This is a genomic window from Haloparvum alkalitolerans (genome assembly GCF_050122995.1).
Taxonomy (GTDB): domain Archaea; phylum Halobacteriota; class Halobacteria; order Halobacteriales; family Haloferacaceae; genus Haloparvum; species Haloparvum alkalitolerans.
The window spans coordinates 103,925-117,355 of record NZ_JBNLIA010000005.1 but is presented as its reverse complement, the minus strand read 5'-3'; the positions used below and the strand labels follow the sequence as shown (position 1 = coordinate 117,355).

Annotated in this window: 10 protein-coding genes; 8 read left to right on the top strand and 2 right to left on the bottom strand. The window is 67.2% G+C overall.

Annotated elements, in window-relative coordinates; all coding sequences use genetic code 11:
* Positions 1 to 11: 11 nt before the first annotated feature.
* Positions 12 to 863 (top strand): NAD-dependent epimerase/dehydratase family protein, encoded by an 852-nt coding sequence (locus ACQE3L_RS07755; RefSeq protein ID WP_426963216.1) that lies wholly within the window; start codon positions 12 to 14, stop codon positions 861 to 863.
* Between the two features lie 49 nt (positions 864 to 912).
* The gene (locus ACQE3L_RS07750; RefSeq protein ID WP_426963214.1) at positions 913 to 1,971 is read left to right on the top strand and encodes a lactonase family protein; all 1,059 of its coding nucleotides are present in this window, start codon (positions 913 to 915) and stop codon (positions 1,969 to 1,971) included.
* Between the two features lie 77 nt (positions 1,972 to 2,048).
* On the opposite strand, the gene ACQE3L_RS07745 is transcribed toward ACQE3L_RS07750, so the two are convergent.
* The gene (locus ACQE3L_RS07745) at positions 2,049 to 3,806 is read right to left on the bottom strand and encodes a glycoside hydrolase family 2 protein (protein WP_426963212.1); all 1,758 of its coding nucleotides are present in this window, start codon (positions 3,804 to 3,806) and stop codon (positions 2,049 to 2,051) included.
* A 784-nt stretch (positions 3,807 to 4,590) separates the two neighbouring features.
* Here ACQE3L_RS07745 and ACQE3L_RS07740 point away from each other — a divergent pair.
* Positions 4,591 to 5,544, top strand: coding sequence for a mannonate dehydratase (locus ACQE3L_RS07740; RefSeq protein WP_426963349.1), 954 nt, complete (start codon positions 4,591 to 4,593; stop codon positions 5,542 to 5,544).
* 90 nt (positions 5,545 to 5,634) lie between these two features.
* Positions 5,635 to 6,459 carry an SDR family oxidoreductase gene (locus ACQE3L_RS07735; RefSeq protein WP_426963210.1) on the top strand — a complete coding sequence of 275 codons (825 nt, stop codon included), beginning with the start codon at positions 5,635 to 5,637 and terminating at the stop codon, positions 6,457 to 6,459.
* Positions 6,460 to 6,504: 45 nt separating this feature from the next.
* Here the strand turns inward: ACQE3L_RS07735 and uxaC are convergent, their stop codons facing one another.
* A complete protein-coding gene (gene uxaC, locus ACQE3L_RS07730; RefSeq protein ID WP_426963208.1) occupies positions 6,505 to 7,869 on the bottom strand; it encodes a glucuronate isomerase in 1,365 nt (454 codons plus the stop codon).
* 202 nt (positions 7,870 to 8,071) lie between these two features.
* Here uxaC and ACQE3L_RS07725 point away from each other — a divergent pair, with 202 nt between their 5' ends.
* From ACQE3L_RS07725 to ACQE3L_RS07710, 4 genes are read left to right on the top strand one after another with little or no spacing between them, the layout of a single operon-like run.
* The gene (locus ACQE3L_RS07725; RefSeq protein ID WP_426963207.1) at positions 8,072 to 9,556 is read left to right on the top strand and encodes a substrate-binding domain-containing protein; all 1,485 of its coding nucleotides are present in this window, start codon (positions 8,072 to 8,074) and stop codon (positions 9,554 to 9,556) included.
* The gene (locus tag ACQE3L_RS07720; protein ID WP_426963206.1) at positions 9,549 to 10,544 is read left to right on the top strand and encodes a carbohydrate ABC transporter permease; all 996 of its coding nucleotides are present in this window, start codon (positions 9,549 to 9,551) and stop codon (positions 10,542 to 10,544) included. The genes ACQE3L_RS07725 and ACQE3L_RS07720 overlap by 8 nt, the downstream gene beginning before the upstream one ends.
* A 1-nt stretch (position 10,545) precedes the next feature.
* Positions 10,546 to 11,484: a carbohydrate ABC transporter permease gene (locus ACQE3L_RS07715; protein WP_426963204.1), complete on the top strand. Its 939-nt coding sequence runs from the start codon at positions 10,546 to 10,548 to the stop codon at positions 11,482 to 11,484.
* A gap of 31 nt (positions 11,485 to 11,515) precedes the next feature.
* Complete coding sequence (locus tag ACQE3L_RS07710) at positions 11,516 to 12,703, top strand: ABC transporter ATP-binding protein (RefSeq protein WP_426963202.1); 1,188 nt, start codon at positions 11,516 to 11,518, stop codon at positions 12,701 to 12,703.
* Positions 12,704 to 13,431: the final 728 nt, after the last annotated feature.

Sequence of the window (13,431 nt, the reverse complement as noted above, 5' to 3'; positions counted from 1 at the left end):
ACCACGCCCGCATGAACGTTCTCGTGACCGGTTCGTACGGCAGGTGCGGGACCGCGATCATCGACCACCTCGACGACGACCCGGGGTACGAGTTCACGTACCTGAACCGGTCGGACCGTCCGGCCGACCACCGCTACGGCGGCTTCGACACGCACGTCGCGGATATCGCGGACTACGACGCCATCCGGCCGGCGTTCGACGGGCAGGACGCCGTCGTGCACCTCGCGGCGTACCCCTACACGGACGGCGAGTGGGAGGACGTGTTCGAGCCCAACGTCGTGGGGATGTACAACGCGCTCGAGGCCGCCCGGGCCGCGGAGGTGGAGACGTTCGTGTTCGCGTCGACGAACCACGTGATGGGCATGTACGAGGAGGAGCACGCTCCGGAGCTGTACGAACCGGACTACGACCTGCGTCTCGACACGACCGACCCGGTCCGCCCGGACTCGTGTTACGGGGCGACCAAGTCGTTCGGGGAGGACCTGGGCCGCTACTACGCGGAGCGGTACGCCTATCCGCGCCGGTTCTACGCGCTCCGGATCTGCTCGGTGCTCCCGCCGGAAATCGACCATCCGTACGGTCGGGCAGAGCGCCGCGTCGCCGAGGGAGAAATCGACCGCGGGAGCGACGCCTACGAGCGGTCGGTGGCGCGGACGAAGGCGACGTGGCACTCCCGGCGGGACTTCGCCCACCTGGTCGACCGCTGCCTCGCCGACGACTCGGTCGAGTTCGACGTCTTCAACGGCGTCAGCGACAACGACCGGCGCTGGTTCTCGATACGGAACGCGCGCGACCGGCTCGGCTACGACCCGGTCGACAACGGAGAGCAATGGGACGAACCACCCGCCGATCCGACCCCATGAGCGGTCGGAATCGAGCGGCGGACACCGCGGACGGTCGGAGCAGACACCAATGACACGCGACACCCAGATAGCGGCGGTAGGAACGTACAGCGCGGCGACCGACGAGAGCGTCCACACCGTGGCGGTCGACTCCGAGACGGGGTCGATGCGGCACCTCGACGCCGTGGCGGCCGGCCCCGACCCGACGTTCGTGACGTTTCACCCGTCGGGTGAGTACCTCTACGCGGCCGTCCGCGAGGACGAGGAGGGCGTCGTTCGGTCGTACGAGGTCGACCGCGAGACGGGGGCGCTGACCGAGCGGGACGGCGCCCGGAGCGGGGCGGTGGCCCCCTGCTACTGCTCCGTCGACGAGACGGGTCGGTACCTGTTCGTCGCGCACTACGCCGGCGGGGCGGTCTCGATGCTCTCCCTCGGTCCCGACGGCGGGATCGATCCGCCCTCCGAGGTGGTCGAACACGAGGGGTCGAGCGTCGACCCCGACCGCCAGACCGCCCCGCATCCGCACTCGATCACGCTCGGCCCCGAGGACCGGTTCGCGTACGTACCGGACCTGGGCACCGACGAGGTCCACGTCTACGCGGTCGAGCGCGACGAGCCCTCGCTCTCCCGCGTGGGCGCGGTCGACCTCGCTCCCGGGTCGGGGCCGCGACACCTCTCGTTCTCACCCGACGGCGACCGGGCGTACCTGATAAACGAACTCGACTCGACCGCGACCGTGCTGGACCGCGGGTCGGACGGTCTGCTGACCGAGCGGTCGACCGTCTCCACCCTCCCCCCGGAGTTCGCGGGCGAGAACAAGACCGCCGAAATCGCCGTCCATCCGTCGGGCGAGTACGTGTACGGTTCGAACCGCGGCCTCGACACGATCGTCACCTTCTCCGTCGAGGAGGGGACGCTCGCGCGAGTCGGCCAGACGCCGACGGGCGGCGAGTGGCCGCGCCACTTCGCGGTCGCGCCCGACGGCAGCCGCCTGTTCGCGGAGAACCGCCACACGGACGAGATCGTCGCCTTCGACGTCGACGCAGACACTGGGGTGCTCTCCCGGACGGGAGAGTCGCTGTCGGTCCCGGAGCCGGTCTGTATGCAGTGGCTGCCCGGTAGCGACTGACGGTCGGCGGGGGCGCCGGCGACCGTCGCCCCGACCGCCCTTTCTCACCAGTGCAGTTCGCGACGCGGCTCTCGTCGTCAGCGGTGCGTCTGGTAGAAGTCTCGCAGCACGTGGAACGCCTGCTTCTTGCGTCCGTGCTGGTCGACGACGCCCTTCCGGTTGTAGCCGCGCTGGAACTCGTTCTGGCGCATCGGTGCGCGGAAGTCGAACAGGATCCACGGCGAGAACCCGACGATCTGGTCGTTCTCCGCGGCCGCCTCCGTCTGCCCGCGGTAGATCTCGGCCTGGAACTCCTCGGTCCAGCGCTCGTCCGCGTCGCCGTGGTGGCCCCACTTGGCGCCGCCGCCGGTCTCCGAGATGACGACCGGCGTGCCCTCGGGGTCCTCCTGGAACTCCTGCATGTTGTCGGCGTCCCCGTAGTACCAGCCGTGGTACTCGTTGATGCCGATGACGTCCAGGTGCTCCTCCAGGGGGTCGCGGATCTCGAGGCCGTCGTCGGTCTCGTCCACGAAGCAGGCGGCGGTCACCAGCCGCGTGTCGTCGAGGTCGCGGACGTAGTCCGCCATCTGCGGGAGGACCTCGTTGCGGGTGTCGTCGGTGTGGTCGGTCTCGTTCGCGATGGACCACATCGCGACGGAGGGGCGGTTCCAGTCGCGCTGGACCAGCTCGCGGAGCTGCTGCCGGTACAGCTCCTGGACCTCCTCGTCGCCGAAGTTGATGTCCCAGTACGCGGGCACCTCCTCCCACAGGAGGACCCCCTCCTCGTCGGCCTTCCGGGCCATCTGCTCGGTGTGCGGGTAGTGGGCCAGCCGGGCGTAGTTACAGCCCAGTTCGGCGATCCACTGGAACCGCTCCTCGACGTCCTCGGCGTCGAGCGCTCGGCCCTTGCCCGCGGCCTCCTCGTGGAGCGCGATGCCGCGCAGCCAGAGGGGCTCGCCGTTCAACAGCACGTCGCCGTCGCGGACGCGGAGGTCGCGGAGCCCGACGCGGTCCTCGACGGCGTCCCCGTCGGCCTCGACGCGGACCGTGTACAGGTGCGGGTCCTCGGTGCTCCACAGCGACACCTCCTCCTCCGGGAGCCGGAGCTCCCCGGTGAACTCGCCGTCGCCGGCCGCCTCGAGCGACACGTCGCGGTCCAGCTCCGGGAAGGCGGCGGAGACGCTCGTCCCGTCGCCCTCGGCGCCCTCGACCCACGCCGAGACGCTGACGTCGACGGCCCCGTCGGACAGCTCCGACTCGACCTTGAAGTTGCGCACGTAGGCGTCCGGTACCTCGACCAGTTCGACGGAGCGGTTGATCCCGCCGAAGTTGAACCAGTCGGTCGCCTCGTTGGGGATGCCGTCCTCGTACCGCTGGTTGTCGGTCTTGACGACGAGCACGTTTTCGCCCTCCTGCAGCGCGTCGGTCGCCTCGAAGCTGAAGGGCGTGAAGCCCCCCTCGTGCGTGCCCAGCAGTTCCCCGTTCAGCCACACCTTCGCCTTGTAGTTGACGGCGCCGAACCGGAGGAACGCGCGGTCGTCGCCCTCGTCGGCGTCCCAGTCGAACGTGCGCGCGTACCAGACCCAGCCCTCGTAGTGGCGGAACTCGGGGATCTCCTCGCCCCAGCTGGAGGGGATCGAGACCGAGCGGCCGTCGTGGATGTTGAAGTCGCACGGGTCGTTCTCCTCCGACGCGCCGGGTTCGTAGATGGACTTCACCTCGAAGCCGGCGGGATTGTCGTCCTCGTCGTCGAAGAAGTCCTCGAAGTACCCTTCGAAGTTCTCGTACTGATCGGGGATCGCCTGCCACGTCCCGTCGAGCGACCGCGTCTCTCGGGGGTATGCTAACAGGTGCATCACCGGGTACTCGGGTCACGAGTGTATTAAAAATACTGGAACGACCGATCGCGCTCCCGGCCGCCCGCTCCGAGCCCGTCGCGCCCCCCGGAATCCAACATCGTTGAACCGACTGGGCGTGCGGGACGGGGGGCGCGGAGTTCGCGCCGGAAACGACCCTCACGATCGTTACTGATCTTCCCGAACCCGCCGCTCTCCCGGCGCTGGCCGGCACGTCGTTCAACACTGTCGGACACACGCCGCTGGCCGGCGGCCGCCAACGCCACATGATTCCCGCATCCGACGGTAGATGGCCCAGAACGCGCATAAAATCGTTCTCTCGTTTCACCGGATCGAAAAAGATCCCTCTCGTGTCCGCGGGGCGTCGTCGACTGCAGGGCGGAGACGACGGTGAAAGACGGATAACGTTACAAATGTATTTCTGTAATCCCGATCCGGATCTGAATTCCTCTCCGTTCAACTATATCGGACGCTGATCGCGGTCGTGCTCTGCCGATCCGGTGTTCCTCGCCGCAGCACCGGCCACTCGGCGTAGCTCGCGTTGCCGATTCGTTCGATCACCTTGAACGATCGTCGTCGTTCACGGGGCCGCGGCCGCCGAGAGCCTCTTCCCCTCGAAGTCGATGACTGCGGTCGGGTTCGGGCGGACCGCACGCCGCTCGGGGCCGAAAACCCCCTCTAGAACAACTTTTATTTATTGGAGCGGAATTACTACTGACACATGGTACAACTGTCGCTGATCCTGCCGCCGGAGCCGGACGACCGGTGGCAGCTCGCCCGCCAGATGGGCGTCACGAACGCGGTCGTCCACCCCCTCGAGATCGGGGACGACAAGACGAACTGGACGTACGACGAGCTCAAGGGGATGGCCAACTGGTTCGAGGAGGTCGGCATCGACCTCTCGGTCATCGAGGGCTCCGTGCCGCTCACCGACCGCGTCCGGTTGGGGCTCGAGGGTCGCGACGAGGACATCGCCGAGTTCAAGCAGTTCCTCAGGGACTGCGGAGCGGTCGGCATCCCCGTGGTGTGTTACGACTGGATGGCGGGCGTCCGGTGGGCCCGAACCGAGGTCCACGTCGAGACGCGGGGCGGGGCGTACACGACCGGCTACACGGACGAGCGGATGTCCGGCGGTCCGGAGATCGACTACGCCGACGTGAGCCGGGACCAGCTCTGGGACGCCCTCGAGTACTTCCTGCAGGAGGTCGTCCCGGTCGCCGAGGAGGCCGGCGTGAAGCTCGGACTTCACCCCGCCGACCCGCCGATCGACTCGGTGCGGGGCGTGCCGCGGCTCGCCAACAGCGTCGAGTCGTACGACCGGATCCTCGACATCGTCGACAGCGAGCACAACGGCGTGACGTTCTGTCAGGGCAATTTCGCCGCGATGGGCGTGGACGTTCCGGAGACGATCCGCCACTTCGGCGACCGGATCAACTTCGCGCACTTCCGCGACGTGGAGGGGGAGGCGGACGACTTCGTCGAGACGTGGCACGACGACGGGCCGACCGACATGCTCGCGGCGATGCAGGCGTTCCGAGACGCGGGCTTCGACGGGCCGATGCGGCCGGATCACGTCCCCACGATGGCGGGCGAGGACAACTCAAACCCCGGCTACCACACGAAGGGGCGGCTGTTCGCGATCGGCTACATGCGGGGACTGCTGGAGCAGACGACCGCGGGCGGGAGCGAGACCGACGGCCGCGAGGCGGCCGTCAACCCCGAGACCACGGCGGACTGAGACCCTCTCGACGGATCCGGACGTAACTCTCGACCGACCCGGACGAAAAGATACATGCCGTCTGCACGCGAGGAACGAAGCAGACAGCCAATGAGCGTATCCAACGACTTCGACGTCGACGACAAGGTGTGCGTCGTCACCGGCGGTTCCGGCGTGCTCGGCTCCGAGATGGCGCGGGCCCTCGGCGAGAACGGCGCGACCGTCGCGATCCTCGCGCGGGGCGAGGAGAAACTGCGCGAGACCGGCGAGGAGCTCGCCGAGGCGGGGATCGAACACCTCACGCTCTCGGCGTCCGTCCTCGACCGCGTCGAACTGGAGGCGGCCGCCGAGACGGTGGTCGACGAGTACGGCCGGATCGACGTGCTGATCAACGCCGCGGGCGGGAACAGCCCCGACGCGACCACTGGGCCGGACACCTCGTTCTTCGACCTGTCGACGGAGGGGATCCGGCAGGTGCTCGACGTCAACTTCACGGGCACCGTGCTCGCCTCGCAGGTCTTCGGCGAGTACATGGTCGAGGAGGGGACGGGCTGTATCCTGAACGTCTCCTCGATGAACGCCTACACGCCGCTGACGAAGATCCCCGCGTACTCGGGCGCGAAGGCGGCCGTCTCGAACTTCACCGAGTGGCTCGCGGTCCACATGTCGCACAACTACTCGGCGGATATCCGCGTCAACGCCATCGCGCCCGGCTTCTTCCTCACCGAACAGAACCGCTACCTGCTGATCGATGAGGAGACCGGCGAGTACACGGACCGCGGCCAGACGATCATCGACCACACGCCGCAGAACCGGTTCGGGCGGCCGGAGGACCTCGCGACGACCGTCCTGTGGCTCGTCTCGCCGGGCGCGGAGTTCGTCCACGGCGCATCGATCCCCATCGACGGCGGGTTCTCCGCGTTCAGCGGCGTCTGAACGCTTCTTCCGGGCAGATTTCTTCTATCCGTTAACAGGCGGCCGTCAGAAGTCCCACAGCTCCGCCGGGCGCTCGTAGGCGACCCGCCGGACGAGGTCCTCGGCGACGTGGCCGGGCACCTGTCCGCGCTCGACCATCCCCCCGACCGTGTTCGCCAGCGTCCGGCGGAACATCTCGAAGCGTGAGCCGAACGACAGGAGCTTCCGAGAGTCGCTCACCATGCCGCCGTAGTTCGCGAGCAGGTCGACGGTCCCCACGTACTCCAGTTGCGACCCGATCCCGTGCGGGCTGTCGTTGAACCACCACGCCGCGCCGACGCTGACGTTCGGGAACGCGCGGGCGACGGTCGCCACGGTCGGGTAGTGGGTCGGGTCGACGACGTAGAGGACGACCTCCAGCTCCTCGTCGAACCGGTTGAGGAAGTACCGCAGGTTGTCGGCGAGGTCGAGGTCGCCCGTCGAGACGTCCCCGCCCGCGTCGGTGCCGAGCTCCTCGTACAGGGAGTCGCGGTAGTCCCGGACCGGCCCGATGTGCAGTTGCGTCACCCAGTCGGTCTCCCGGTTGAGCTCGCCGATCCGCTCGAGGACGAACGCCTTGAAGTCGGTGACGTCGGCGTCCGTCAGCGGTTCGCCGGCGTACGCGCGCTCGTACACGTCCGCGGCGCGGTCGCGGTCGACCGGCTTCGTGACGGCCTCGCTCAGGCCGTGGTCGCTGGCGCCGCAGCCGTTGGCGTCGAAGTACTCGTGGCTCGTCCGGAGCGCGGCGAGGAAGCCGTCGAGGTCCGCGACGTCCGTGTCGGTGGCGTCGCCGAGCCGATCGACGTATGCCGGCCAGTCCGGGGCGCCGGCCCCCATCGCGGCGTCTGGGCGCCACGTCGGGCGCACGGTCACGCCGTCGAACTCGTCGGCGAGCGTGCGGTGGTGCTCCAGGTCGGAGGTCGGGTCGTCCGTGCTAGAGACGACCTCGACGTCCATCTCATGGAGGAGTCGGCGCTGGCGCATCTCGGGGCTCTCGAGTGCCGCCTTCGTCTCGGTCCAGATCTCGTCGGCGGTCTCCGCGGAGATCGGCTTCTCGATCCCGAACCGGCGCTTCAGGTCGAGGTGGACCCATTCGTAGGTGGGGTTGCCCGCGAACTCCGGGAAGACGGCCGCGAACGCGTCCCACTTCTCGCGGTTGGGCGCGTCACCGGTGATCTTCCGCTCCGGGACGCCGCGTTTCCGCATCAGCTCCCAGACGTAGTGGTCGGTCGCGCCCTCGACCTCCCAGATGTCGGTCCACCCCTCGTTCCGCGCGAGCGCCGCCACGTCCACGTGGCTGTGCGGGTCCAGGATCGGTAGGTCGCGGATCTCGTCGTACAGCCGGCGCGCGGACGCCGATTCGAGCAGGTAATCTTCGTCGAGGAAGCCCATACGCGCCGGTCCGTCCGTCATCCTAATAAAACCGTTGCGGTCGTCGCACCGCCGCTGACGGTCGTCGCGCTCCGCTGTCCGGTGACTCACTCGTCCGGTCGTCGCTGGGCGCCCCCGTTCTCACCCGCCCGCCACACCGGTGACGATACCCGCCACTTACAAAAATTATTAATAATATAAACCGTGTATGTGTGGTCGTAGCATGAGAGACCACTACGGGGTCAATAGGCGACGGTTTCTCCGGACGGCCGGAGCGACCGGAGTAGGCGCATCGATCGCGGGCTGTCTGGGTGGTGACGGAGGCGACTCGGACGAATCGGGCGGGTCGACGTCCTCCGACGGGGCCGACGGCGAGACGACCCTCCAGATAACCCTGCTCTCGCAGATGACCGAGCAGGCGATAAACGGGTTTGAGCCCGCGCTCAAGGAGGCCGGCCTCTCGGAGGACATCACCCTCGAAATCAACACCGCGACCCCGGGCCAACTGGAACAGCAGTACCGGCAGTGGCTCAACGCCGGGCGCGGCGATCCCGACGTTCTCCTGATGGACGTCGGGTGGTCGATCCCCTTCATTCGCCGCGGCCAACTGCTCAACCTCAACGACCACCTCTCGGACGAGGAGATCGACACGCTCGAGTCCGAGTTCAAGGGGCCGAGCGTGGACTCTAGTCGAGGGCAGAACGGGAACCTCTACGGCGTCCCGTTCATCATGGACGTCCGCGGCGTGATGTACCGGAAGGACCACGCGGAGGCGGCCGGCTACGACCCCGAGGCGGAGAACTGGGGGAGCGAGCCGATGTCGTGGGCCGAGTTCTCGCAGATCGCCGCCGACGTGAAACAGCAGCAGGAGCTCGAGTACGGGATGACGATGCCGTTCGAGCTCTCACAGACGATCACCTGCTGTGCGTTCAACGGGATGATGTCCCAGTGGGGCGGCGCGTACTTCGGCGGCCGCGACAACCTGTTCGGCCCCGTGGGGGAGCGGCCGGTCACGGTCGACGAGGAACCGGTCCTGAACGCGCTCCGGATGCTCCGGACGTTCATGCACGGGCACGACGACGAACACTCCCTCGACGAGTCGGAGTTCGCGGGCGACATCGTCCCCAGCGACGCGCTCGGGTGGCGGTACACCACCGACATGGAGTCGTTCATCGCGGGCGACGCCTTCGCCTATACCGTCGGCCAGATGGGGCTCCTCCAGCAGATCGGCGCGTCGGTCGACGGCGACGTGAACGACATGATCGGCATGATGCCGTACCCCTACGGCGTCGAGCGGTCCGAGGCCGAGTACGAGGGGCTCGGCGGCAGCGTCTCGCCGCTGGCGGGGTACAACCTCTCGGTCAACCCGAACTCCGACAAGATCGACGCCGCACTCGAGGTGCTGCGGGCCGTCCTCACCGACGACTTCCACCGCAACTACTTCGAGGTGTCCGGCTCGCTCCCGCCGAAACCGAGCGTCTTCGAGTCCGAATCGCTCACCGAACACGAGACCTTCGGTCAGTACCTCGACACGTTCCGTATCGCGGCCGAGAACCCGGTTCCGCGTCCGGTGACGCCGATCTACTTCCAGGAGGCCGACATCATCGCGCAGGAGGTCCACAACGTCGTCTCGCAGGGCAAGCCGCCGGAGCAGGGGATGACCGACCTCAAGGAGCAGTTGCAACAGATCGAGGAGAACAATGCCTGACAGGGGGGCGAACGTCTCCACGCGGTCGACGCTGCTTCCCGACCCGGTCGCGGACGGCACCGCTCGCGTCACCGACTGGGTCGAGGACCTGTCGGAGACGCAGTTCGCGTACCTCGTGTTGGCTCCGGTACTCGTGGTGTTCTCGGTCGTCGCGCTGTGGCCGGTGCTCTACTCGATCGAGACGTCCTTCTACGCGGACAGCTTCAGCCAGTTCCGCGGCGAGTTCGTCGGGCTGACCAACTACGTCGAACTGGTCACGGGGCAGCGGGACGCCCTGCTGTTGCGACCGTTCCTCGACCTGAGCAACCCGTTCCAGAGCATCATTCCCACGACGCTCATCTACACGGCCGTCAGCGTCGTGCTGGTCACGACGCTCGGGTTCGTGCAGGCGCTCATCCTCGACAAGACGTTCCGGGGCCGCTCCGTCGTCCGGACCGCGGTGCTGCTCCCGTGGGCCGTCCCGGTCGTCATCCAGGGCATGATCTTCTACCTGCTGTTCATCCCCGACGCCGGTCTCGGGACGCAACTGTTCAACGAGCTCGGACTCATCGGGGCCCGCCCGCTCAACGACAGCGGGGCGACGCTCGGCGTCGTGACGCTGTCCGCGGTCTGGAAGCGCTCCGCGTTCGTCGCGCTGATCGTCCTCGCGGGGCTCCAGAGCATCGACGAGCGGCTCTACGACGTGGCGAAGGTGGCGGGAGCCTCCCGGTGGGAGCGGTTCCGGCTCATCACGCTCCCGCAGGTGATGCCCGTGCTCCTCATCGCCATGCTACTCACGTCGATCGGCTCGATGCGCGTGTACGGGCAGATCGACGCCATCTCGAACTGCAGCACGATGCCCTCGATCACCTGCGCGGTCGTCGGGACGTTCAACGGGAGCCTCTACGGCACCGCCTCGGCGCTCGCGATCATCACCGCGGTCCTGATCGGGCTGGTGTCGATGGTGTACCTGATCAAGTACAACGACTCCACCGCGGGGGGGATCTGAGATGGCGGCAGACGGCGCGGCGGGAGACGCAGCGGCGGACGGGACCGCGAACTCCGGGTCGGAGGGGCTGCTCTCGTCGGTCACGGACCCGGACGCGCTCCACCGGACGACGTTCTTCCTCTCGACCGCGGCGGTGTTGCTCATCGCGCTGTTCCCGTTCTACTACCTCTTCGTCATCGCGTTCACGCCCGCCGGGCGCACCACGGACGCCGGCCTGCTGCCGGCGGGGTTCGACCCGTCCTCGTTCGTCGAGATGTTCCAGGTGTTGCCGTTCCATCGGTTCGTGTTCAACAGCCTCGTCATCGCGGTCGGCGTGACGGCGTTCGTCCTGGTGTTCGCGAGCCTCGCGGGGTACGTGTTCGGTCGGATGGAGTTCAGGGGGAAGCGACCGCTCTTCCTGCTGCTCATCGCGGTCTCGTACTTCCCCGGTGCGACGTTCCTCGTGGGGCTGTTCAAGCTGCTCACCGGGAACGTCACCGTGTTCGGCGTCACCAGCCCGAACCTGTTCAACACGCCGGCCGCGGTCGGGCTGCCCCTGACCGCGCTGGCGCTCCCGTTCGCCATCCTCATTCTCACCACGTTCTACGGGCAGATCCCGGACGGGCTGGAGGACGCGGCGCGGGTGACGGGGTCGACCCGTCTGGGAGCGCTCTACCACGTCATCATGCCGCTTTCGGCGCCCGGACTCGTCACCGCCGGCATCCTCACGTTCATCACGGCGTACAACGAGTTCTTCTTCTCCCAGCTGATGACGACCGGCGCCGCACAGGACTGGTCGCCGATCGTCTGGGGGCTGACGAACTACCAGGCCGAGTTCTCCATCCGGTACGACCTGATGGCCGCGGCCAGCATCGTCGGCGTCCTTCCGGTCGCCATCCTCGTCCTGCTCGCGCAGCGAAAGATCGTCAGCGGCCTCTCGTCGGGGTCGCTGAAGGGATAACGCCGACGGACAACTCACACACAATACGAACATGACACACCTCAAACTCGACAACGTAACGAAGCAGTACAGCGACGTCGTGGCGGTCGACGGGATGACCCTCGACATCGAGGACGGCGAGTTCATCTCGCTCATCGGCCCCTCGGGCTGCGGCAAGTCGACGACCCTCGAGACGATCTCCGGGCTGACGAAGCCCACTGGCGGCCACATCGAGATCGCCGGGACGGACGTCACCGACGCGGCCCCGAAGGACCGAGACATCGCGATGGTGTTCCAGAACATCGCGCTGTTCCCGCACATGACCGTCGAGGAGAACCTCACCTTCGGACTGCGGCTGAAGAACTACGACCAGGAGGCGATCGACGACCGCGTTTCGCGCGCGGCGGACATCCTCCAGATCGAGGGAATGCTCGACCGCATGCCGGACGAGCTCTCGGGCGGCCAGCGGCAGCGGGTCGCGATCGGTCGCGCGATCGTGATGGACCCCGAGGTGTTCCTGATGGACGAGCCGCTGGCGAACCTCGACGCGAAGCTCCGCGTCCACATGCGCACCGAGCTCCAGCGGCTCCAGCAGGAACTGGACGTGACGACGGTGTACGTCACCCACGACCAGGCGGAGGCGATGACGATGTCCGACCGCATCGCGATCATCAACGAGGGGGAGCTCCAGCAGTTCGCACCCCCGCTGGAGTGTTACAACGAGCCCGCGAACCTGTTCGTCGCGGGCTTCGTCGGCTCCCCGAGCATGCGCTTCGTGAACGGAGCGGTCGAGGACGGCCGCTTCGTCGACTCGACGTTCGGGTTCGACATCGACGTGTCGGGCGCGCCGGTGGCGGCGGGCGACGACGTGGTGCTCGGCATCCGGCCCGAGGACGTGTACCTCGAGGGGTCCCACCGCGACCTCGACGACACGACCACCGCCCGCCTCATGGTCGACGTCGTCCAGCCGATGGGCGACGAGCTGGTCGTGTACCTCCGCGCGGACGACGGCGACGTCACGCTCGGCGCCGACCTCGACGAGGAGGGCGGTCGGCCGGCCGGCGGCACCGACCAGCTCCTCATGACCGTCGAGCCGACGGCGGACCTCTCCTCGGGCGACGCGGTCGACGTGGTCCTCGACCGCGCGCAGATCCACCTGTTCGAGGGAACGACCGGCGAGGCGATCAGTCACGGGCTCGGCGTCGACGACGAACCGCTCGCGAACGGCGCCGAGGTCTGATCTCTCGACCGCATCGCCCGTTCACGACCGCACCGCCCGCTCGCGACCGCACCGACCCCCCGTCCCGTACGTGGCGCTCCCCGACGAGACCCTCCGACCGCTCCGTTCTCGCTCCGCGATTCCGAGCCCGGTCGCTCGGGTCTAAGCGCTAGGATTACTATACTGATTTTGACCTTTTAACCGATAACTCGAATTTCTTATGATTATCTGCGACTCGGGATTTCGTCACACGCAACCCGATCTCGGTCCGTGACATCGCGACGATTCGGACGTACCGACCGGATCGACCGAGACAAACCCGCCGATGTCCGTGTCTTTTTGATTTCCATTGGACCCCCGATCGCGGTCGGCAGTCACTCGCGGGAACTGAATAGAAATCGCTGGGAGATCTGGAATATTGTAGAAAAGACCGACGAATATGGTCGTATAGTTCCTTCATAACCACAAAAAGAGGGATATTCGGAGTCCAATGTCGGATCATCCAGTTTTCTCACAACTGGGTTCTTCGATGTCGCCCAGTCCGGTTCATCCACAAACTTATCAATATCTAGTTTATTCGGTAATCGTTATCGTTATGCGAACCACCGCCGATCCGGATCGCCGGCTCCGCGCCGAGGACGGTCGCGGTCGCGCGTGGGGCTATCGACGCGTGCCGCTCGACTCCCTGTCGCTCCCGCCCCCCGGTTCGCTCCGCGAGGGTCTCGGCGAACGCGGGAGTCGGTCGCGGT

Excerpts from the sequence above, each read along its gene's own strand:
- ACQE3L_RS07710 (WP_426963202.1), top strand. The coding sequence starts at position 11,516 with ATGACACACCTCAAACTCGACAACGTAACGAAGCAGTACAGCGACGTC.
- uxaC (WP_426963208.1), bottom strand. The coding sequence starts at position 7,869 with ATGGGCTTCCTCGACGAAGATTACCTGCTCGAATCGGCGTCCGCGCGC.
- ACQE3L_RS07720 (WP_426963206.1), top strand. The coding sequence starts at position 9,549 with ATGCCTGACAGGGGGGCGAACGTCTCCACGCGGTCGACGCTGCTTCCC.
- ACQE3L_RS07745 (WP_426963212.1), bottom strand. The coding sequence starts at position 3,806 with ATGCACCTGTTAGCATACCCCCGAGAGACGCGGTCGCTCGACGGGACG.
- ACQE3L_RS07755 (WP_426963216.1), top strand. The coding sequence starts at position 12 with ATGAACGTTCTCGTGACCGGTTCGTACGGCAGGTGCGGGACCGCGATC.
- ACQE3L_RS07735 (WP_426963210.1), top strand. The coding sequence starts at position 5,635 with ATGAGCGTATCCAACGACTTCGACGTCGACGACAAGGTGTGCGTCGTC.
- ACQE3L_RS07740 (WP_426963349.1), top strand. The coding sequence starts at position 4,591 with ATGGGCGTCACGAACGCGGTCGTCCACCCCCTCGAGATCGGGGACGAC.
- ACQE3L_RS07750 (WP_426963214.1), top strand. The coding sequence starts at position 913 with ATGACACGCGACACCCAGATAGCGGCGGTAGGAACGTACAGCGCGGCG.
- ACQE3L_RS07725 (WP_426963207.1), top strand. The coding sequence starts at position 8,072 with ATGAGAGACCACTACGGGGTCAATAGGCGACGGTTTCTCCGGACGGCC.
- ACQE3L_RS07715 (WP_426963204.1), top strand. The coding sequence starts at position 10,546 with ATGGCGGCAGACGGCGCGGCGGGAGACGCAGCGGCGGACGGGACCGCG.